Origin of the sequence: Pseudomonas sp. MM211, from assembly GCF_020386635.1 — a bacterium.
Taxonomy (GTDB): Bacteria; Pseudomonadota; Gammaproteobacteria; order Pseudomonadales; family Pseudomonadaceae; genus Aquipseudomonas.
Map to the genome: position 1 here is coordinate 5,041,755 of NZ_CP081942.1, position 20,128 is coordinate 5,061,882.

16 protein-coding genes and 1 pseudogene are annotated in these 20,128 nt (G+C 62.8%); 14 read left to right on the plus strand and 3 right to left on the minus strand.

The genetic code is table 11. From position 1 onward, the window contains the following. Positions 1 to 29 precede the first annotated feature (29 nt). The 6 genes and pseudogenes from leuS to K5Q02_RS23190 all read left to right on the plus strand — a co-directional run bounded on the left by leuS (position 30) and on the right by K5Q02_RS23190 (position 7,707). Positions 30 to 2,636, plus strand: a complete 2,607-nt coding sequence (gene leuS / locus K5Q02_RS23165; protein ID WP_225834772.1) for a leucine--tRNA ligase — start codon at positions 30 to 32, stop codon at positions 2,634 to 2,636. Between the two features lie 114 nt (positions 2,637 to 2,750). Then, positions 2,751 to 3,356: an LPS-assembly lipoprotein LptE gene (locus K5Q02_RS23170; protein WP_225834774.1), complete on the plus strand. Its 606-nt coding sequence runs from the start codon at positions 2,751 to 2,753 to the stop codon at positions 3,354 to 3,356. Positions 3,357 to 3,398: 42 nt separating this feature from the next. Beyond that, positions 3,399 to 4,433, plus strand: a complete 1,035-nt coding sequence (gene holA, locus K5Q02_RS23175) for a DNA polymerase III subunit delta (RefSeq protein ID WP_225834776.1) — start codon at positions 3,399 to 3,401, stop codon at positions 4,431 to 4,433. Between the two features lie 87 nt (positions 4,434 to 4,520). Further along, positions 4,521 to 4,652: pseudogene (arfA, locus tag K5Q02_RS23180) on the plus strand (alternative ribosome rescue factor ArfA); the annotation flags it as partial. Between the two features lie 449 nt (positions 4,653 to 5,101). After that, a complete protein-coding gene (locus K5Q02_RS23185; RefSeq protein ID WP_225834778.1) occupies positions 5,102 to 6,394 on the plus strand; it encodes a lytic murein transglycosylase in 1,293 nt (430 codons plus the stop codon). A 161-nt stretch (positions 6,395 to 6,555) separates the two neighbouring features. Next, positions 6,556 to 7,707 (plus strand): acyl-CoA dehydrogenase family protein, encoded by a 1,152-nt coding sequence (locus tag K5Q02_RS23190; RefSeq protein WP_225834780.1) that lies wholly within the window; start codon positions 6,556 to 6,558, stop codon positions 7,705 to 7,707. 173 nt (positions 7,708 to 7,880) lie between these two features. On the opposite strand, the gene K5Q02_RS23195 is transcribed toward K5Q02_RS23190, so the two are convergent. Beyond that, the gene (locus tag K5Q02_RS23195; RefSeq protein ID WP_225834782.1) at positions 7,881 to 9,521 is read right to left on the minus strand and encodes a Na+/H+ antiporter; all 1,641 of its coding nucleotides are present in this window, start codon (positions 9,519 to 9,521) and stop codon (positions 7,881 to 7,883) included. A 205-nt stretch (positions 9,522 to 9,726) separates the two neighbouring features. On the opposite strand from K5Q02_RS23195, the gene K5Q02_RS23200 reads away from it, so the two are divergent. From K5Q02_RS23200 to K5Q02_RS23215, 4 genes are all read left to right on the plus strand, one after another. After that, a complete protein-coding gene (locus K5Q02_RS23200) occupies positions 9,727 to 10,074 on the plus strand; it encodes an ArsC family reductase (RefSeq protein ID WP_225834783.1) in 348 nt (115 codons plus the stop codon). Positions 10,075 to 10,113: 39 nt separating this feature from the next. Beyond that, positions 10,114 to 11,148 (plus strand): 2,3,4,5-tetrahydropyridine-2,6-dicarboxylate N-succinyltransferase, encoded by a 1,035-nt coding sequence (gene dapD, locus K5Q02_RS23205; RefSeq protein WP_225834785.1) that lies wholly within the window; start codon positions 10,114 to 10,116, stop codon positions 11,146 to 11,148. Positions 11,149 to 11,240: 92 nt separating this feature from the next. Beyond that, on the plus strand, positions 11,241 to 12,446 hold the full coding sequence (locus tag K5Q02_RS23210; protein ID WP_225834787.1) for an aminotransferase class V-fold PLP-dependent enzyme: 1,206 nt from the start codon (positions 11,241 to 11,243) through the stop codon (positions 12,444 to 12,446). Beyond that, on the plus strand, positions 12,443 to 12,853 hold the full coding sequence (locus K5Q02_RS23215; RefSeq protein ID WP_225834795.1) for a SufE family protein: 411 nt from the start codon (positions 12,443 to 12,445) through the stop codon (positions 12,851 to 12,853). Before K5Q02_RS23210 ends, K5Q02_RS23215 begins: the two co-directional genes overlap by 4 nt. Before the next feature lie 15 nt (positions 12,854 to 12,868). Here K5Q02_RS23215 and K5Q02_RS23220 read toward each other — a convergent pair whose 3' ends face one another. After that, a complete protein-coding gene (locus K5Q02_RS23220) occupies positions 12,869 to 13,618 on the minus strand; it encodes an SDR family oxidoreductase (RefSeq protein WP_225834797.1) in 750 nt (249 codons plus the stop codon). 103 nt (positions 13,619 to 13,721) lie between these two features. Here K5Q02_RS23220 and K5Q02_RS23225 point away from each other — a divergent pair, with 103 nt between their 5' ends. Further along, positions 13,722 to 14,096, plus strand: a complete 375-nt coding sequence (locus tag K5Q02_RS23225) for a winged helix-turn-helix transcriptional regulator (RefSeq protein ID WP_225834799.1) — start codon at positions 13,722 to 13,724, stop codon at positions 14,094 to 14,096. A gap of 148 nt (positions 14,097 to 14,244) precedes the next feature. Here K5Q02_RS23225 and tcdA read toward each other — a convergent pair whose 3' ends face one another. Further along, entirely contained in the window at positions 14,245 to 15,057 is an 813-nt protein-coding gene (gene tcdA, locus K5Q02_RS23230; protein WP_225834801.1) for a tRNA cyclic N6-threonylcarbamoyladenosine(37) synthase TcdA, read from the minus strand. A gap of 228 nt (positions 15,058 to 15,285) precedes the next feature. Here tcdA and K5Q02_RS23235 point away from each other — a divergent pair, with 228 nt between their 5' ends. The 3 genes from K5Q02_RS23235 (at position 15,286) to K5Q02_RS23245 (ending at position 20,109) form a co-directional block, all read left to right on the plus strand. After that, positions 15,286 to 17,883 (plus strand): glycosyltransferase, encoded by a 2,598-nt coding sequence (locus tag K5Q02_RS23235; RefSeq protein ID WP_225834810.1) that lies wholly within the window; start codon positions 15,286 to 15,288, stop codon positions 17,881 to 17,883. Between the two features lie 274 nt (positions 17,884 to 18,157). After that, positions 18,158 to 19,300 carry a succinyl-diaminopimelate desuccinylase gene (dapE, locus tag K5Q02_RS23240; RefSeq protein ID WP_225834812.1) on the plus strand — a complete coding sequence of 381 codons (1,143 nt, stop codon included), beginning with the start codon at positions 18,158 to 18,160 and terminating at the stop codon, positions 19,298 to 19,300. After that, positions 19,300 to 20,109 carry a putative RNA methyltransferase gene (locus K5Q02_RS23245; protein WP_225834814.1) on the plus strand — a complete coding sequence of 270 codons (810 nt, stop codon included), beginning with the start codon at positions 19,300 to 19,302 and terminating at the stop codon, positions 20,107 to 20,109. Before dapE ends, K5Q02_RS23245 begins: the two co-directional genes overlap by 1 nt. The last annotated feature ends 19 nt before the right edge of the window (positions 20,110 to 20,128 follow it).

Sequence of the window (20,128 nt, forward strand, 5' to 3'; positions counted from 1 at the left end):
AAAGCCCATTTCCCTAGCGCAAAGTAGCCATGCACGAACAGTATCAGCCACGCGAAATCGAAGCCGCCGCGCAATCCCACTGGGATTCGCAGAACTCCTTTGTAGTCAGCGAACAACCCGGCAAGGAGACGTTCTACTGCCTGTCGATGTTCCCCTACCCGAGCGGCAAGCTACACATGGGGCACGTGCGCAACTACACCATCGGTGACGTGATCGCGCGCTACCAGCGCATGCAGGGCAAGAACGTGCTGCAGCCCATGGGCTGGGACGCTTTCGGCATGCCGGCGGAAAACGCCGCCATGAAAAACAACGTGGCACCCGCCAAGTGGACGTACGAAAACATCGCCTACATGAAGACCCAGCTGCGTAGCCTGGGCCTGGCGGTGGACTGGTCTCGCGAAATCACCACCTGCAAGCCGGACTACTACCGCTGGGAACAATGGCTGTTCACCCGCCTTTTCGAAAAAGGTGTGATCTATCGCAAGAACGGCACCGTGAACTGGGATCCGGTCGACCAGACCGTACTGGCCAACGAGCAGGTCATCGACGGCCGTGGCTGGCGCTCCGGCGCAGTGATCGAGAAACGCGAAATCCCCATGTACTACTTCAAGATCACCGCCTACGCGGATGAGCTCTTGAGCAGTCTGGATGAACTGGATGGCTGGCCAGAACAGGTCAAGACCATGCAGCGCAACTGGATCGGCAAATCCCGCGGCATGGAAGTGCAGTTCCCTTACGACGTCGACTCGATCGGCGAAGCGGGTGTACTGAAAGTCTTCACCACCCGTCCCGACACCCTGATGGGCGCGACCTATGTCGCGGTGGCCGCCGAACACCCGCTGGCGACGCTGGCCGCACAGAACAACCCTGAGCTGCAGGCGTTCATCGCTGAATGCAAAGCCGGCAGCGTGGCGGAAGCCGACGTCGCCACTCAGGAAAAGCGTGGCATGCCCACGCCACTGTTCGTCGAGCACCCACTGACCGGCGAGAAACTGCCAGTGTGGGTCGCCAACTATGTGCTGATGCACTACGGCGACGGCGCGGTCATGGCCGTGCCCGCTCATGACGAGCGCGATTTCGAATTCGCCATCAAGTACCAGTTGCCGATCAAGGCCGTGGTTCGCACCAGTGCCGGTGACGAAACACCTGCACCGTGGCAAGCCGCGTACAACGAGCACGGCCAACTGATCAATTCCGGCGAGTTCGACGGCCTGGACTTCGAAGGTGCCTTCGACGCCATCGAAGTCGCCCTGCTGAAGAAGCAACTCGGCGCCTCGCGCACTCAGTTCCGTTTGCGCGATTGGGGCATCAGCCGCCAGCGCTACTGGGGCTGCCCGATCCCGATCATCCACTGCGGCGCCTGTGGCGACGTACCGGTACCGGAAGATCAACTGCCAGTCGTACTGCCTGAAGACGTAGTGCCCGATGGCGCAGGCTCGCCTCTGGCGCGCATGCCCGAGTTCTACGAATGCAACTGCCCGAAATGCGGTGCCCCGGCCAAGCGTGAAACCGACACCATGGACACCTTCGTCGAGTCCTCGTGGTACTACGCTCGCTACGCTTCGCCGCATTATGAAGGCGGCCTGGTAGACAAATCCGCGGCCGACCACTGGTTGCCGGTCGATCAGTACATCGGCGGGATCGAACATGCCATCCTGCACCTGCTCTACGCGCGCTTCTTCCACAAGCTGATGCGTGACGAAGGCCTGGTGTCGTCGAATGAACCCTTCAAGAACTTGCTGACTCAGGGCATGGTGGTCGCCGACACCTACTACCGTCGCGAAGCCAATGGTGGTTTTACCTGGTTCAACCCGGCCGATGTCGAGCTTGAGCGTGACAGCAAGGCCAAGGTCATCAGCGCCAAGCTGAAATCCGATGGTCTGCCGGTGGAAATCGGTGGCACCGAGAAAATGGCCAAATCGAAGAACAACGGCGTCGACCCACAGTCGATGATCGACCAGTTCGGCGCGGACACGTGCCGCCTGTTCATGATGTTCGCATCCCCACCCGACATGAGCTGCGAATGGTCAGACGCCGGCGTTGAAGGCGCGAACCGTTTCCTGCGCCGCGTCTGGCGCCTGGCTCAGGGCCACGTCAGCAAAGGGCTGCCGGGCGTACTGGATGTCGCCGAACTTGACGACAGCAGCAAGGAAGTCCGCCGTTCCATTCACCTGGCAATCAAACAGGCGAGCCTGGATATCGGCCAGCACAACAAATTCAACACGGCCATCGCCCAGGTGATGACCCTGATGAACGTGCTGGAGAAAGCCCCACAGGACAACGATCAACAGCGCGCTCTGCTGCAAGAAGGTCTGGAAACCGTCGCCCTGCTGCTCGCCCCGATCACCCCGCATATCAGCCACGAACTGTGGCAGGAACTGGGTCACGAGGAAGCGATCATCGACGCCACATGGCCAGCCGTGGACGAATCGGCTCTGGTGCAAGACAGCCTGCAGTTGGTGATTCAGGTCAACGGCAAACTGCGCGGCCAGATCGACGTGCCGGCCGACGCCAGCCGCGAGGCGGTCGAAGCGGCTGCCCGCAGCAACGAAAACGTACAACGCTTCACCGAAGGGCTGACGATCCGCAAGGTCATCGTGGTGCCTGGCAAGCTGGTCAACATCGTCGCCAACTGAGGCGACAACTGAGGTGTCGGCATGCTGCCGGCACCGGGTCAACGTATCGGCAACGCAGGCACCCGTGCCTGCCCATGCTGGCCAGCGGAGCCAGCAGGACAAGGGGATAACGAGATGATCAAGCGCAATCTGTTGGTAATCGGCCTGGCAAGCCTGCTCGGCGCATGTGGCTTCCAGCTGCGCGGTACCGGCGACGTACAGTTCGCTCTCAAAGAACTAGAGGTCGGCGCACGCGACAGCTACGGCGAAACCGTACGTGATGTGCGTGACGTGCTGGAAAGCAATGGTGTTCGCGTCTTCCCTGGCGCCGCCTACAAGCTCTACCTGGCCGGTGAACAGGAAACACAGCGCTCCGCCAGCTACACCAGCTCAGCTCGCAGCGCCGAGTACGAGCGCACCCTGACTCTGAACTACGAGATTCGCGGCGCCAAGAATCTGCTGCTGCTGAGCAACCAGCTGGAAGTGCAGACCTATTACGTACAGGACTCCAACAACCTGATCAGCAACGATCAGGAGTCGGCTCAACTGCGCACCGAAATGCGCCGTGACCTAGTACAGCAGCTGGCCCAACGCCTGCAGCAGATCACTCCGGATCAGCTCGACGCTCTGCAGCAGACAGCTGAAGCCAAAGCCAAGGCGGAAGCCGACGCACTGGAAGCCGCACGCCAGCGCGAAGCCGCACAGCCGCAGCAATCGCCCATCGAACTGCCGGTGCAATAAGCCGGCTGGGGCCACTATGGTGGCCCCTCGGTTTCTCGACCCATGAAACTCGCTCCCGCCCAACTCGGCAAACACCTTCAAGGTTCCCTGGCTCCCGTCTACGTGGTCTGCGGCGACGAAGCACTGTTGTGCCAGGAAGCCAGTGACGCCATTCGTAACGCCAGCCGTGCGCAAGGTTTCAGCGAGCGCGAGGTGTTTCACGCCGAAGCCAATTTTGACTGGGGCGTGCTCTATCAAGCCGGCGCCAGCATGTCGCTATTCGCCGAGAAGCGCGTCATCGAACTGCGCATCCCCAACGGCAAGCCTGGCGACAAGGGCGCTGCAGCGATCATCGAGTACCTGGGTCGCCCGCCGGAAGACACTCTGCTGCTAATCAGCCTGCCCAAACTCGACGGCAGCGCGCAGAAGACCAAGTGGGCCAAGGCCCTGATCGACGGCCCACACTGCCAGTTCGTGCAGATATGGCCAGTGGACGCCAGCCAGTTGCCACAGTGGATTCGCCAGCGCCTGGCCCAGGCCGGCATGAACGCCACTGCGGAAGCGGTGGATCTGATTGCCGCACGAGTGGAAGGCAATTTGCTTGCCGCGGCCCAGGAAATCGAGAAGCTCAAGCTGCTCGCAGACGGCCAGCAGATCGATGCTAGCACCGTGCAGGCAGCCGTTGCCGATAGCGCTCGTTACGACGTTTTCGGCCTGATCGATGCCATCCTCAATGGCGAAGCCGCCCACGCCCTGCGCATGCTTGACGGTTTGCGTGGCGAAGGCCAGGAGTCGCTGTTCATCGTGGTGATGCTGGCCCGCGAGCTGCGCCAACTGGCCAATATTTCCTATCAGTTCAGCCAGGGCGTACCGCTGGACAAGGCCTTCGCTTCGGCACGCCCCCCGGTCTGGGACAAACGCCGCCCGCTGGTGAGCAAAGCCCTGCAGCGTCACTCGCCGGCACGCTGGAATGCGCTGCTGATGGACGCCCAGCAGATCGATGCCCAGGTCAAGGGCCAGGCAGCAGGTGATCCTTGGGCCAGCCTGTCACGCCTGGTGTTGATGATGGCCGGGCAGCGCCTGAAGCTCGGTGCTTAACGCCTACATTGGGTGTGGACATCACCCTAGTAGCAGCGCATCATTTGCTTCGTTCGCATCGACGCGAGCATTGATCAAGGACACGCCATGAGCAAAAAAGCACGCCCGAACAAGGCCAAATCCATCGTTGCCCAGCCGCTGTTCCGCTCACGCCAGGAACGCCCCGGTAAAGGAAAAGGCAGCTACAACCGCCAAGCCTCCCAGCAAAACTGGGAGGCTTTTTCGTTTCTTAGGGTGTTGAAAAGCCCAAGTGAGACAGCCAGCTCAATAAAAAAGCAGGCAATACAGGCCGTGTGAAAACGTAGCGAGCGAAGGTCAGGCAAGGGCTGGGCGCCCCCGCAAACCGGCGAAACGTAGCGCAGCGGAGTAACAGCCGAAGGCTGGCCCGTAGGGCGAACGTAGTGAGTCAAAAGCGCAGTTTACGAGTTGTAAATGAGCATTTTGAGCTGGTTTTTAACGCCGCATGCCCGAGCGCAGTAGTTTTCACACAGCCTGAATAACGCGCAACTTACTGACTGGAAACGAGCGTTCTAAGCCTGTATTCAGTGCAGTAATGACAGCGCAGATACTTTTTAAAGCGCCCGCCAAGGCCGCGTGAGCGCTCCCACAGCCCGCATTCTCGCTCATCCGTGCTAAGGTGCTCGCCTGCAAAACGTGTTGAGATAATCATGCCCAACCTGTTCACTCGCGGCCTGCCCGTCACCGCTGCGGCCAGTTTTCTGCTTTTGCTCACGGCCTGTGCCGACGCCCCTGCTCAGCCATTGGCGGCTCCGAGCATCCCGCAGAGCAAGGCCCCGACCCACATCGCTTTCACCCAGCCGGTTCAGGAGCAACTGAGCTTCGAACAGTGGCGTGACTTGCTGCGTAGCGACGCGATGGCCGCCGGTATTAGCCCGACCCTGTTCGACCGCGCCTTTGCAGGCGTCGTCCCAAATCCGGACGTGGTCAAGGCCGACAGCAGCCAGCCAGAATTCAGCCGCCCAGTATGGGAATACCTGAAAGGGGCCGTTTCCCCCAGCCGAGTCGCCCGTGGCCGTATCCTGCTCACGCAGAACCGCGCGCTGCTCAATCAGATCGAGCAGCGCTATGGGGTCGACGCGGAAACCCTGGTCGCCATCTGGGGCCTGGAAAGCAACTTCGGCAGCAACATCGGCAGCCACAACGTGGTGCGCTCCCTGGCGACGCTTGCCTACGAGGGCCGCCGCCAGGCCTTCTGGCGCAGCCAGTTGCTGGCTGTCCTGCAGATTCTCCAGCATGGCGATATTGCCCCGGAAAGCCTGGTCGGCTCCTGGGCCGGCGCCATGGGCCAGACCCAGTTCATGCCCACCACCTATAACGAACACGCGGTGGACTTCGACGGCGACGGCAAGCGCGATGTGTGGACGTCCCAGGCCGACGCCCTGGCCTCGGCGGCTCACTACCTGCAAGGCTCCAACTGGCAACTGCGCCAGCCCTGGGGCTTCGAAGTGCAACTACCGCAGGGCTTCGACTACGCCCTGGCCGACCCGGAAGTGCGCCGCAGCCTGAGAGAATGGCGTGCCCTTGGCATTCACCCAGTGGGGCAGCCGCTAGGTTCCCCACGTGATGATGCCAGTGCCACCCTACTGCTGCCCGCTGGGCACCGTGGACCGGCGTTCCTGCTGCTGAGCAACTTCCGCAGCATCCTGCGCTACAACAACTCCACGTCCTATGCGCTGGCGATCGGTCTGCTGTCGGACAGCATGCGTGGTGGCAATGGCGTGCAGGGCACTTGGCCGGAAGGCGATCGGCAACTGGGCCGTAGCGAACGTGTCGAACTGCAGGAACGCTTGAACGCCCGTGGTTTCGACTCTGGCCATGCGGACGGCATCATTGGCGCCAACACGCGCAAAGCGATTCGTGCCTTCCAGCTGCAACTTGGCTGGCCAGCCGATGGCTATCCGGACAGCAACCTGATCGAGCAGCTGCGCCAGCAGAACTGATCTCTCCCGCGCGGTGACGACCGTCACCGCGCGCACTTCACCGTTTGCGATTAGCCCGTTCCTGGGCGACCCTGTAATCAGGCCAACCACGTGATCCGTGATGGCCGTGCCTGCCCGCTTGCCGCGATCCGGCATGGGCCAATGACAACAGAGAGGTCGCTATGCACGACATCGAACTGGACGACGAACAACGCATGATCCGCGACTGCACCCGACAGTTCGCCCGGCGCGCCATCGCCCCCCACGCAGCAGAGTGGGAAAAAGCCGGCTGGATCGATGACGCGGTGGTAGCCCAGATGGGCGAAATGGGCCTGCTGGGAATGATCGTCCCGGATACCTGGGGCGGCAGTTATCTCGACTATGTGGCCTATGCGCTGGCCATCGAGGAAGTCTCCGCCGCCGATGCCGCGACCGGCACCCTGATGAGCGTGCACAACTCGGTAGGCTGCGGCCCGCTGCTCAATTACGGCAGCGATAGCCAGAAGGACGAATGGCTACCGCGCCTGGCCAGTGGAGAAGTGATCGGCTGCTTCTGCCTGACCGAACCCCAAGCAGGTTCCGAGGCTCATAACCTGCGTACCCGTGCCGAACTGCGCGGCGATCACTGGGTACTCAATGGCGCCAAGCAATTCGTCACCAACGGCCGCCGCGCCGGCCTGGCGATCGTCTTCGCGGTTACCGATGCCACGCTCGGCAAAAAAGGCATCTCGGCCTTTCTGGTGCCGACCAACACTTCTGGCTTTCGCATCGAACGCAGTGAACACAAGATGGGCATTCGCGCTTCGGACACCTGCGCCATCGCCCTGGAAAACTGCAGCATCCCCGCAGGGAATCTACTCGGCGAGCGTGGCAAGGGGCTGAGCATCGCCCTGTCCAATCTGGAGGGCGGACGCATCGGTATCGCCGCCCAGGCCGTCGGCATCGCCCGCGCGGCCTTCGAGGCAGCGCTGCTCTACTCCCGCGAACGGGTGCAGTTCGACAAACCCATAGGCGAGCATCAGAGCATCGCCAACATGCTCGCCGACATGCACACCCAGATCAACGCTGCGCGCCTGCTTACCCTGCACGCCGCCCGCCTGCGCAGTGCCGGCCAGCCATGCCTGTCGCAAGCCTCCCAGGCCAAGCTGTTCGCTTCGGAAATGGCCGAGCGGGTGTGCTCAAAGGCGCTCCAGGTGCATGGCGGCTACGGTTATCTGGAGGACTTTCCGGTGCAGCGCTACTACCGGGATGCGCGCATCACCCAGATCTACGAGGGCTCCAGCGAGATCCAGCGCTTGCTGATCGCCCGCCAGCTGAAGCACTACGAGCCCTGACTAGGGTCTGCTGATGTTTCAGCACGACCGCGCCGGAGCCCTACGGTTTGCGCGGGAAATCTCGCCATGCGTCGTTGGAGGACTTGAAAAGGGGATGCCATTCCCTGCGTCCTCCGCCTCGCTTGGCGAGATTTCTCGCAGCAACGCGGCTTGCGCTGAAACGTCAACAGCCCTTAACCCTTGAGCAGGCGCGCCTCGGCGTTGTCCAGGTCGCGGAGGATTTCCGCCAGCATGTCGTCGTCTAGCTGGTGCTCCTTGCGCATCCGGTACAACTCCAGGCGCTGGGTACGCAGCGCATGCAGACGCATGCGGTACTCCAGTTGGTCGGCCTGGCGCTGGTTGTCACGCGACTCTTCGGCACTGCGCGTACGGGTGCGCTCGAGCAGATCGCGGTACTCGCTCATCAGCTTGGCGCGGATCTCGGCCGCAGCGATGGCCCCATCGGTATCCGCAGCCTTTTCATCGTCGGCCTCCAGGCAGCGAATGGCCGCCTGCAGCACCTGAGCGCGGTGACGGTTGAGCTCGCCCTCCTGGCGGGCCACATTGTCCTGAGGCAGCAGCGGCAGCAGGCTTGGCAGCGCCACGCTGGCGACCAGCAGCGACAGCAGGATCACCCCAGCAGCGATGAGGATCAGCAGATCACGCTCGGGAAACGCCTGGCCATTGTTGAGCAGGAGTGGCAACGACATTACGCCGGCCAGCGTCACGGCACCCCGTACGCCACCCAGGGTCAGCACTGCAGTCAGAGCGAGGCGCGATTGTCCGGCGAAACGGGTCGACTTGCCGCGCCAGCGGCGCAGTATCCCGGAGGTGCGCCAGTAGCTGTAGACCCATACGAAACGTAGCGCCATCAGCACGGCATACACCGCCAGCACGTAACCCAACGCCGGCAGCAGCAGTTGCCAGGAGTCAGCGTGATCACCGATCACGGCCTTGATGATGTCCGGCAACTGCAGGCCCAGGAGCAGAAATATCAGGCCATTGAAGGTGAATTCGAGCATCGCCCACACCCCGCGATTGAGCAGGCGCGTGGTGGTCTGCCGTGGCAGCAGATCGAGGCGGCTTTGCATCATGCCGGCGGCAACCGCCGAGAGAATGCCAGACAGCCCCAGGTGCTCAGCGGCCACGTAGGCGGCGAAAGGCAGCAACAGCATCAGCAACACATGGGGCGCCGGCTCCTCCCAGCCGCGGGCGATCATCCAGGCCCGCAGGCGACCCAACAGATAGCTCAGCGCCAGGCCGATCAGCAGCCCGCCAACGGCTACCAGCACGAACTGCAGGCTGGCATCGGAAAACGAGAACACCCCGGTCAGCGTCGCCGCCACGGCGAACTTGAAGGCCACCAGGCCCGAGGCGTCGTTCATCAGCGCCTCGCCCTGCAGCAGGTTGTTCAAGGTGCTGGGCAGGCGCCCGTGGGCAATCGCCGAAACCGCTACCGCATCGGTTGGCGACAGCACCGCCGCCAGTGCGAAGCAGGCCGCCAGCGGCACCTGAGGCAGCAACCAATGAATGAAATAACCGGCACCGAGAATGGTGAAGAACACCAGGGCAAAAGCCAGAAACAGGATCGGTGTACGCAGCTTGCGAAACTGCCCCTTGGGCATGCGCCAACCATCGACGAACAACAGCGGCGGAATGAACAGCAGGAGGAACAACTCGGGGTCTAGCCGCACATGCAGCCCCAGTACCGGAATCGCCAACAATGCGCCGATCAGAATCTGCAGGATCGGCAGAGGCAGGGGAATGAACTGGGCGCTGATACGGGTACCACTGACCACCAGCAACATGGTCAGGATGGTGTAGAGAAGCTGCATGACGGGAGAGATCCTTTACGAACAAGGCCACATGGCGCGCATGGGCTCTGCATTCTAACGCGTCGGATAGAGGCTGCGCAGGGCACGAAGATTGAGTTATGCCCTGACAGCGCCGCAAGCCGGGCCGACGTGGCATAATCCACCGCTCGCAATTAACAAGGTATTGAGGAGGATTCGACGAGTGGAATCCTTCCGAGGGAAATCAATGAGTAACGTCCTTTATGGGATCAAGGCCTGCGACACCATGAAGAAGGCCCGTACCTGGCTCGAAGAGCAAGGTATCGCTTACCAGTTTCACGACTACAAGACCGCCGGCATCGACCGCGGCAATCTGCAGAAGTGGTGTGACGAGCACGGCTGGGAAACCATCCTCAACCGCGCCGGTACCACGTTTCGCAAGCTCGACGACGCCCAGAAGAGCGATCTCGACCAGGCCAAAGCTATCGAACTGATGCTGGCCCAACCGTCGATGATCAAGCGCCCCGTGCTGGATCTGGGCGCGCGTACGCTGGTCGGCTTCAAACCCGAGCGTTATGCCGCCGAACTGGCCTGATACCGTCACCTAAATCGAATTCGTTGCAAGGAAAAGATCATGTCCAACACTCTGTTCAGCCTGGCCTTCGGGGTCGGCACCCAAAACCGTCAAAGCACCTGGCTGGAAGTGTTCTATGCACAGCCCCTGCTCAACCCGAGCGCCGAACTGGTTGCCAAGGTCACCGAGAAGCTCGGCTACAGCGGCGGCAACCAGGCCATCGCGCTGACCAACCAGCAGGCCGGTGAACTGGCCAGTGCCCTGAAAAATATCGACTCGGTACAGAGCGCCCTGCTCACCCGCCTGGCGGAAAGCGCCAAGCCGCTGGTCGCCACTCTGCTGGCCGAAGATGCCGCCCTGACCAGCACCCCCGAGGCTTACCTCAAGCTGCATCTGCTGTCGCATCGCCTGGTCAAGCCACACGGCCTGAACCTGACCGGCATCTTCCCGCTGCTGCCCAACGTCGCCTGGACCAGCCAGGGTGCGGTGGATCTGGTCGAACTGACCGAGCGTCAACTGGAAGCGCGCCTGAAGGGCGACCTGCTGGAAGTCTTCTCGGTGGACAAGTTCCCGAAAATGACCGACTACGTGGTACCTAGCGGCGTGCGTATCGCTGACAGCGCGCGTATCCGTCTGGGCGCCTACATCGGTGAAGGCACCACCGTGATGCACGAAGGCTTCGTCAACTTCAACGCGGGCACCGCCGGCCCCGGCATGATCGAAGGCCGCGTATCCGCTGGCGTATTCGTCGGCAAGGGTTCGGATCTGGGCGGCGGCTGCTCGACCATGGGCACCCTGTCTGGCGGCGGCAACATCGTCATTTCCGTGGGCGAAGGCTGCTTGATCGGCGCCAACGCCGGTATCGGTATCCCGCTAGGCGATCGCAACATCGTCGAAGCCGGCCTGTACGTGACCGCTGGCACCAAGATCGCCCTGCTCGACGACCAGAACAACCTGGTCAAGGTGGTCAAGGGTCGTGATCTGGCTGGCCAGGCCGACCTGCTGTTCCGTCGCAACTCGCAAAGTGGCGCGGTGGAGTGCAAGACCAACAAGTCGGCGATTGAGCTAAACGAAGCCCTGCACGCTCACAACTGAGCCAGGCTTTGCCCGAGCGGGCTGTGCACGCGATAGACTTGATGATCATCGCGGGCGCAGCCCGCTTTTACATTTAGCGTTATGAGATCCGGATGACCCTGATTTCCCCCTGGCGCGCCGATTTCCCCGGCATGCTGGCCCTCGACCGCGAAGGCCAGACCTACCTCGACAGCGCCGCCACGGCGCAGAAACCGCAAGCGGTACTGGATGCCCTGCTGGCCTACTACGCCGGTGGTGCCGCCAATGTGCACCGCGCCCAACATCTGCCCGGCGAGCGCGCCACCCGCGCCTTCGAAGACACCCGCAACAAGGCAGCGCGCTGGCTGAATGCCGCTGACAGCGAAGAAATCGTCTTCACTCGCGGCGCCACCGAATCCCTCAACTTGCTCGCCTACGGGCTGGAACACCTGTTCGAGGCTGGTGACGAGATCGTCGTCAGCGCCGCCGAGCACCACGCCAACCTGCTCCCCTGGCAGCAGTTGGCAGCGCGCAAGGCCCTGAAGCTGGTGGTGCTGCCACTGACGCCCCAGGGCGATATCGACCTGCATCACGCCGCCATGTTGATCGGCCCGCGTACGCGGCTGCTCGCGGTCACTCAGCTGTCCAACGTGCTGGGCCGCAGGCAAGCGTTGCAAACACTGATTAAGCTAGCCCGCGAGCAGGCCGCGCTAACGGTCGTGGATGGCGCCCAGGCCATCGTGCACGGCCGCCAGGACATGCAGGCCCTGGATTGCGACTTCTACGTCTGCTCCAGCCACAAGCTGTATGGCCCGGATGGCGTCGGCCTGCTCTATGGCCGGCGTAGTGCACTACAGCGCCTGCAGCACTGGCAGTTCGGCGGTGAAATGGTGCAGCAGGCGGACTACCTCGCCTCGACCTTTCGCGACGCGCCGCTCGGCCTGGAAGCCGGTACGCCGCCGGTATCCGGAGTCATCGCCCTTGGCGCGGCCCTGGACTACCTCGACAGCCTCGACGCCAGAGCCATCGGCGACCATGAAGCCGCACTGCATCGACTGCTGCTGACCGGCCTGCAAGGCTACGCGGGCCTGCGCCTGCTCGGCGAGCCGGAAACCGCGCTGGCCTGCTTTACCGTGGAGGGCATACACAGCGGCGACCTCGCTCACCTGCTCACCGAGCAAGGCATCGCCGTGAGGGTCGGCCATCATTGCGCGATGCCGTTGCTGCAACGGCTGGGGGTGAGCGGCGCGATCCGTGTGTCCCTCGCCCTGTACAACGACGAAAGCGATCTACAGCGCTTTTTCGCCGCACTGGATAAGGCCCTGGAGCTGCTGCAATGAGCCTGCCCGACCGCGCCCGCGAGGCCCTCGACGCATTTACTGCCTGCCCCGGCTGGGAACAGCGTGCACGCCTGCTGATGCAGTGGGGCGAGCGCCTGCAGCCTCTCAATGAGGCCGAGCGCAGCGAAGCTAACCGCGTGAACGGCTGCGAAAGCCAGGTCTGGCTGGTCGGCGAACGGTTGGACGGACGCTGGGTATTTCGTGCCTCCACCGATGCCCGTCTGCTTCGCGGCCTGCTCGCGCTGCTGCTGGCACGCATCGACGGTCTGGATGCGAAGACACTGACCAGCGTGGATGTCGCTGACTGGTTCGCCCAGCTGGGCCTGTCACGTCAGCTGTCGCCGTCTCGCAGCAACGGTCTCAACGCAGTCGTGCAACAGATGCGTCGCCTGACCGAGCAGACCTGACGGACGACGCGCCGCTTATAGATTGGCGACACCACCATCGACCAGCAACTCGGTTCCGACCACGAATCGCGACTCGTCCGACGCCAGAAACACCGCTGCCTTCGCCAGCTCCCAGGGCGTCCCCATGCGACCGATAGGTACCAGCTCGCGGATTTGCGCCTGCATGGCATGCAGTTGATCCGCAGCCAGCCCTAGCTTGCCCAACGCTGGGGTCTCGGTTGGGCCAGGGCTCAGTACGTTGACCCGAACACCCGCAACCAGCAGTTCCGCCGACAGCGTGCGCGCCAGCGACAGCAGCGCCGCTTTGCTCGCAGCGTAGGCGCTGCTTTGCGGCAGCCCGATATGCGCGCTGGTCGAACCGCACAAAATCACCGAGGCTGGATGGCTCAACAGCGGCAACAACGCCTGGATCAGGAAGAACGGCCCCTTGAGATTGACCGCCATTAGCTGATCCCAGGTGGCTTCATCCCAATCCGCTAGCAACCGGTGAGTGACATCACCGGCGTTCGCATACAACACATCGAGGCGCGGCCAGTGCTGGACGAGGGTGTGCGCCAACTGGCGCTGCTCTTCAACCTGCCCTGCATCGCTGCGAATGGTCAGCAGCGCGCTGCCCAGTTCCTGTCGCGCAGCCTGTAGCGCCGCTTCATCTCGACCGGTTATCGCCACGGTCGCGCCTTCGGCGACGAACTGCCGCGCGGTTTCCAGACCGATGCCGCTGGTGCCACCGGTAACCAGGGCAAACTTGTCTTGCAGTCGTTTCATCTCTACAGCTCCTGATTGCTTATGCAGAAGCTGCAGTGTTTGCCCAATGGTATCCTTTGCATAGTAGGCACCCATTGGATACTAAAGAGGCTGGAGGAGCGTCATGGCGAATTACGTGGAGCCGGCACCGCCAAATTATTCGGCCGCCACCAGCGGCACAGAACCCTGCCCGATGGTGAACTTCGTCAATCTGATTGCCGGCAAATGGGCCATTCCCATTCTGTACCGGCTGATCGTCACCGACAGCCCGATCCGCTTCGGCGAACTGCAACGCGCCATCGCCCCTATCACGCAAAAGGAACTGACCCGGCAGTTGCGCCTTTTCGAACGTCGCGGGCTGGTACACCGCACGATCTACGCCGAGGTACCACCACGTGTGGAATACCAGATCACCGGGCTGGGCAGGTCATTGCGACCGACCCTGGACTCCCTGGCCGAGTGGATGCGGCTCAACGCAGCAAAGCTGATCGATGCCTGAACGGTAGATCAGGGCAAGCGGCTCTTGGCTTCAAGACGCGCGTCATGTGACAGCCACTTCGCCGCGCCACCGAGCTGGGCATGGAACCTGTGCTTCAGGAGCATTTGATAGCTATCGGCAGCCTGAAGGTTTTCCCAAAACAAAAGAATCACGAGTTCGAGGCGCTGCGCTCGCTAGGCCGGCGGGCACCTGCCACCAGCTTGTCGACGATGCGGGCGGCAGCGACCATACCGAAGGTGGCAGTCACCATCATCACCGCGCCGAAGCCACCGGCACAGTCGAGCTTCACGCCATCGCCGACGAATGCCTTGCTCAGGCAAATCTCACCATCGGCGCCGGGGTAACGCAGCTGCTCGGTGGAAAACACGCAGGGCACGCTGTAGTTGCGCCCCGGCGTGCGGGAAAAACCGTAATCGCGGCGCAGCGTGGAGCGCACCTTGGCTGCCAGCGGGTCGTTGAAGGTCTTGTTCAGATCCCCCACCTGTACCTGACTCGGATCGATCTGCCCGCCCGCACCGCCGGTGGTGATGATGGCGATCTTGCGGCGCTTGCACCAGGAGATCAGCGCCGCCTTGGCTGCCACGCTATCGATGCAGTCGACCACCGCGTCGAGCTCGACGGTGATGTAATCGGCCATGGTGTCGCGGGTCACGAAATCGGCGACTTCATGCACCACGCAGGCCGGGTTGATGGCCCGAAGGCGCTCGGCCATCACCTCGACCTTGGCGCGGCCGACCTGACCCTGCAGGGCGTGAGCCTGCCGGTTGGTATTGCTGACGCAGACATCATCCAGGTCGAACAGGGAAATCTCGCCCACCCCGGAACGCGCCAGCGCCTCGGCCACCCAGGAGCCAACGCCGCCGATCCCGACCACCGCCACGTGGGCAGCCGTCAGCCGCTCTGCGCCTTCACGGCCATACAACCGGGCAATTCCGGCGAAACGTTGCTCATCGAACGACATGCGGGCTCCTCTTGGTGGGCGCGCATTATAGGAAGCCTGGGCGCTCACCCCAAGCACCATCTGGCGGGCTTCGTAGCTGAACGCCCGGTGCCACTGAAAACGCTGCGGCTCATACTCAAACAAGCGCTCCGAGCTGTGCTATACAGTCATTCAACGACGGAGTAGCATGCGCGCCAACCGGCGCTCGCCGGCCCTCTCCCCGTTCCACCTTTCGGAACCTGACACAGCATGCTTTCGCGCAAGTTCGGCCTCAATCTGATTGTTTTCCTGGCTATTGCCGCCCTGTTCACCGGTATCTGGGCGCTCTACAACCGTCCTGTGACCGCGCCGGACTGGCCCGAGCAGGTATCCGGCTATTCCTACTCGCCATTCCGTCAGGGGCAGAACCCGCAAACGGGTGTCTATCCCAGCGACGAAGAAATGCGTGCGGATCTCGAACTGCTCTCCAAGCAGACCGATAGCATCCGAACCTATTCGGTGGATGATGCCCTGGACAAGATTCCACTGCTCGCCGAAGAGTTCGGCCTGCGCGTGACGCTGGGTGTGTGGATCAGCCCTGACGAGGAGCGCAACGAGCGCGAAATCACCAAGGCCATCGAGATCGCCAACAACTCGCGCAGCGTAGTGCGCGTGGTGGTCGGTAACGAGGCGTTGTTCCGCCGCGAGGTTACCGTCAAGCAGCTGACCGCCTACATGGATCGGGTACGCTCGGCGGTCAAGGTGCCGGTCACTACCTCTGAGCAGTGGCACATCTGGGAGGAATACCCGGAGCTGGCCGACCACGCGGACTTGATCGCGGCCCACGTACTGCCGTATTGGGAATTCATGCGCATGCAGGATTCCACGCAGTTCACCCTCGATCGCGCCCGCGATCTGAAGAAGCTGTTCCCGAAAAAACCGCTGCTGCTCTCCGAGGTCGGCTGGCCGAGCAATGGCCGCGTGCGCGGGGGCGCCGAGGCGACCCAGGCGGATCAGGCGATCTACCTGCGAACCCTGGTCACCACCCTGAACGCCCAGGGCTACAACTACTTCGTGATCGAGGCGTTCGACCAGCCGTGGAAAGCCGGTGACGAAGGTTCGGTGGGCGCCTACTGGGGCGTCTACAACCTCGACCGCAATCCGAAATTCAACTTCGAAGGGCCGGTAGTCGCCATTCCGCAATGGCGCTTGCTGGCGGTTGCCTCGGTGGTCATGGCGCTGCTGTCCCTGGCCTTGATGCTCATCGACGGCAGTGCCCTGCACCAGCGTGGGCGTACCTTCCTGACCTTCGTCGCCTTCGCTGGCGGCTCGGCCCTGGTGTGGATCGGCTACGACTACAGCCAGCAGTACAGCACCTGGTTCAGCATGCTGGTCGGGCTGCTGCTCGGCGTCGGCGCCATCGGCGTGTTCATCGTCCTGCTCACCGAGGCCCACGAACTGGCCGAGACGGTGTGGACGCAACGACGGCGCCCCTTCACGCCGGTGCTGGGCGATAGCGATTACCGCCCCAAAGTGTCGATCCACGTGCCGTGCTACAACGAGCCGCCGGAGATGGTCAAACAGACCCTGGATGCCCTGGCCAACCTCGACTATCCGGACTTCGAAGTCCTGATCATCGACAACAACACCAAGGACCCTGCGGTGTGGGAACCGGTGCGTGACTATTGCGAAGAGCTCGGCCCGCGCTTCCGCTTCTTCCACGTCGCTCCGCTGCATGGCTTCAAGGGCGGCGCGCTGAACTACATCCTGCCGCACACCGCACCGGATGCCGAAGTGGTGGCGGTGATCGACTCCGACTACTGCGTCGACCGCAACTGGCTCAAGCACATGGTGCCGCACTTCGCCGATCCGTCGATCGCCGTGGTGCAGTCACCGCAGGACTATCGCGACGGTGAAGAAAGCACCTTCAAGAAGCTCTGCTACGCCGAATACAAGGGCTTCTTCCATATCGGCATGGTGACCCGTAACGACCGCAACGCGATCATCCAGCACGGCACCATGACCATGATCCGCCGTACCGTGATGGACGAGCTGAAGTGGGCCGACTGGACCATCTGCGAAGACGCCGAGCTCGGCCTGCGCGTGTTCGAGAAAGGCTATTCGGCCGCCTATGCCCATGACAGCTTCGGCAAGGGGCTGATGCCAGACACCTTCATCGACTACAAGAAGCAGCGCTTCCGCTGGGCCTACGGCGCCATTCAGATCATGAAGGGGCACGCCCGCGAACTGCTCGCCGGCAAGGGCAGCGAACTCAAGCGCGGCCAACGCTATCACTTCGTGGCTGGCTGGCTGCCCTGGGTTGCCGATGGTCTGAACATCTTCTTCACTGCCGGCGCCCTGCTCTGGTCGGCGGCAATGATCATCGTGCCGCAACGGGTCGATCCACCGCTGCTGATCTTCGCGATCCCGCCTCTGACGCTGTTCCTGTTCAAGGTCGGCAAGATCATCTTCCTGTACCAGCGGGCAGTTGGGGTCAACCTCAAGGATGCGTTCTGCGCGGCGGTAGCGGGGCTGGCCTTGTCGCACACCATCGCCAAGGCGGTGCTGTACGGCATGTTCACCAAGTCCATCCCGTTCTTCCGCACGCCGAAGATGCGCTCCAGCCACGGCCTGATGGTGGCCCTCGCCGAAGCGCGCGAAGAAGTCTTCATCATGCTCCTGCTGTGGGGCGGAGCCCTGGGCATCGCCATCGTTCAGGGTCTGCCCAGCTACGACGTGAAGTTCTGGGTGGTCATGCTGCTGGTGCAATCGCTGCCGTACCTCGCCGCACTGATCATGGCGCTGCTGTCGTCCAGCCCGAAACCGCTGGAAATTCCGGTGGTACAGACCGAGGCGGAGAACGCCTGATCCCGGTGAGCGACACGACAACGGCGGCCAATTGGCCGCCGTTTTCTTTTTCGGATTGGTGAGAGGTAACCGCGCAAACAATCTCTGGGTATCGCTTCGCTCAACGCCAGGCTACGGGTGCGCAGTGCATCGGCTCTTGTAGCAGGGTCGCGCGAAGCGCCTTTGTATCTTGCGCCAAAAGGCTGAACGCCTACGAGGCAGGCGCGTTTTGCTTTAAGCTATGCGCCCTTCCCGCCCTGCACTGCTTTACGCGCATTACTTTACCGGAGTTCCCATGACGGCCCTGTCCCCCACCCTCGAGCTCGCCTGCGATCTGATCCGTCGGCCATCCGTGACACCACTGGATGAAGGCTGCCAAGAGCTGATGATTCGCCGCCTCGCGGCTGTGGGTTTTGCCATCGAAGCCATGCGCATCGAGGACGTGGACAACTTCTGGGCGAGCCATGGCAGCCAGGATGGCCCGGTACTGTGCTTCGCCGGCCACACCGACGTGGTGCCCACCGGCCCGGTACAGGCCTGGCAGCACGGTCCGTTCGAAGCGCTGATCGACGAGCAGGGCATGCTCTGTGGCCGTGGCGCCGCCGACATGAAGGGCAGCCTGGCGTCGATGATCATCGCCGTCGAGCGCTTCGTCGCCGAGTACCCGAATCACAAGGGCCGTATCACCTTTCTGATCACCAGTGACGAAGAAGGCCCGGCTCACCATGGCACCAAAGCCGTGGTCGAGCGCCTGGCTGCACGCAACGAGCGCCTGGACTGGTGCATCGTTGGCGAGCCATCGAGCACCTCGCTGGTCGGCGACGTGGTGAAGAATGGTCGCCGTGGCTCCCTGGGTGCGACCCTCACCGTGCGCGGCATTCAGGGCCACGTGGCCTACCCACACCTGGCGAAGAATCCGATTCACCTGGCCGCCCCGGCCCTGGCCGAACTGGCCGCCGAGCACTGGGACGACGGCAATGCGTTCTTCCCGCCAACCAGTTTCCAGGTCTCCAACCTCAATTCCGGTACTGGCGCGACCAACGTGATTCCTGGCGAGCTGACCGCGGTGTTCAACTTCCGCTTCTCCACCGAGTCGACGGTCGAAGGCCTGCAGCAACGGGTCAACGCCATCTTCGACAAGCATGGCCTGGACTATCACATCGATTGGGCGCTCTCGGGTCTGCCGTTCCTCACCGAGCCAGGCGCCCTGCTCGATGCGGTCAGCGCCAGCATCCGCAGCGTGACTGGTCGTGAAACCACGCCAAGCACCAGCGGCGGGACTTCCGATGGCCGCTTCATCGCCACCCTCGGCACCCAGGTGGTCGAGCTCGGCCCGGTCAACGCGACCATCCACCAGGTCAATGAACGCGTGCTGGCCAGCGATCTCGATGTACTCACCGAGATCTACTACCAGACCCTGGTCAAGCTGCTCGCCTGATGCTCAGTTGCCCGATCTGCCAGGCGCCGCTGCAGGCGGTCGACAACGGCGTGGCCTGCCCGGCCAACCACCGCTTCGACCGTGCGCGCCAGGGTTACCTGAACCTGCTGCCGGTACAGCACAAGAACAGCCGTGACCCAGGCGACAACGCCGCCATGGTCGAGGCGCGTCGGCGCTTTCTCGATGGCGGCCACTATGCGCCGCTGGCTGCCCGACTGGCACAACTGGCGGCCGGCTACGGCCCGCAGCAGTGGCTGGATATCGGTTGTGGCGAAGGTTATTACACCGCGCAGATCGCCGAGGCGCTGCCAGAGGCCGACGGCTATGCCCTGGATATCTCCCGAGAAGCGGTGAAGCGCGCCTGCAAGCGTGCTCCTCAGCTCAACTGGTTGATCGCCAGCATGGCCCGCGTGCCCCTGGCCGACGCCAGCTGCCAGTTACTGGCCAGTGTGTTCAGCCCGCTGGACTGGCAGGAAGCCAAACGCCTGCTCGCTCCCGGCGGTGGCCTATTGCGCATGGGGCCTACTCGCGAGCACCTGATGGAGCTGCGCCAGAAGCTCTACGACGAGGTGCGCGATTACGATGACCAGAAACACCTAGAGCTGATCCCGCCGGGCATGCGCCTGGCGCACAGCGAAACCCTGAGTTTTCCCCTGCTGCTCGACACGCCAGAAGCACGAGCCGACCTGCTGGCGATGACGCCCCATGGCTGGCGCGCTAGTGCCGAGCGCCGTGCGGCGGTGATCGCCGAAAGCTTCAAAGTGACCGTCGCCATCCGCTACGATTGGATCGAGCGTGACGCGCCTTGAGCGCACCGACCAGATGAGG

Coding starts and splice junctions, on each gene's coding strand:
- leuS (WP_225834772.1), top strand. CDS start 30: ATGCACGAACAGTATCAGCCACGCGAAATCGAAGCCGCCGCGCAATCC.
- K5Q02_RS23170 (WP_225834774.1), top strand. CDS start 2,751: ATGATCAAGCGCAATCTGTTGGTAATCGGCCTGGCAAGCCTGCTCGGC.
- holA (WP_225834776.1), top strand. CDS start 3,399: ATGAAACTCGCTCCCGCCCAACTCGGCAAACACCTTCAAGGTTCCCTG.
- K5Q02_RS23185 (WP_225834778.1), top strand. CDS start 5,102: ATGCCCAACCTGTTCACTCGCGGCCTGCCCGTCACCGCTGCGGCCAGT.
- K5Q02_RS23190 (WP_225834780.1), top strand. CDS start 6,556: ATGCACGACATCGAACTGGACGACGAACAACGCATGATCCGCGACTGC.
- K5Q02_RS23195 (WP_225834782.1), bottom strand. CDS start 9,521: ATGCAGCTTCTCTACACCATCCTGACCATGTTGCTGGTGGTCAGTGGT.
- K5Q02_RS23200 (WP_225834783.1), top strand. CDS start 9,727: ATGAGTAACGTCCTTTATGGGATCAAGGCCTGCGACACCATGAAGAAG.
- dapD (WP_225834785.1), top strand. CDS start 10,114: ATGTCCAACACTCTGTTCAGCCTGGCCTTCGGGGTCGGCACCCAAAAC.
- K5Q02_RS23210 (WP_225834787.1), top strand. CDS start 11,241: ATGACCCTGATTTCCCCCTGGCGCGCCGATTTCCCCGGCATGCTGGCC.
- K5Q02_RS23215 (WP_225834795.1), top strand. CDS start 12,443: ATGAGCCTGCCCGACCGCGCCCGCGAGGCCCTCGACGCATTTACTGCC.
- K5Q02_RS23220 (WP_225834797.1), bottom strand. CDS start 13,618: ATGAAACGACTGCAAGACAAGTTTGCCCTGGTTACCGGTGGCACCAGC.
- K5Q02_RS23225 (WP_225834799.1), top strand. CDS start 13,722: ATGGCGAATTACGTGGAGCCGGCACCGCCAAATTATTCGGCCGCCACC.
- tcdA (WP_225834801.1), bottom strand. CDS start 15,057: ATGTCGTTCGATGAGCAACGTTTCGCCGGAATTGCCCGGTTGTATGGC.
- K5Q02_RS23235 (WP_225834810.1), top strand. CDS start 15,286: ATGCTTTCGCGCAAGTTCGGCCTCAATCTGATTGTTTTCCTGGCTATT.
- dapE (WP_225834812.1), top strand. CDS start 18,158: ATGACGGCCCTGTCCCCCACCCTCGAGCTCGCCTGCGATCTGATCCGT.
- K5Q02_RS23245 (WP_225834814.1), top strand. CDS start 19,300: ATGCTCAGTTGCCCGATCTGCCAGGCGCCGCTGCAGGCGGTCGACAAC.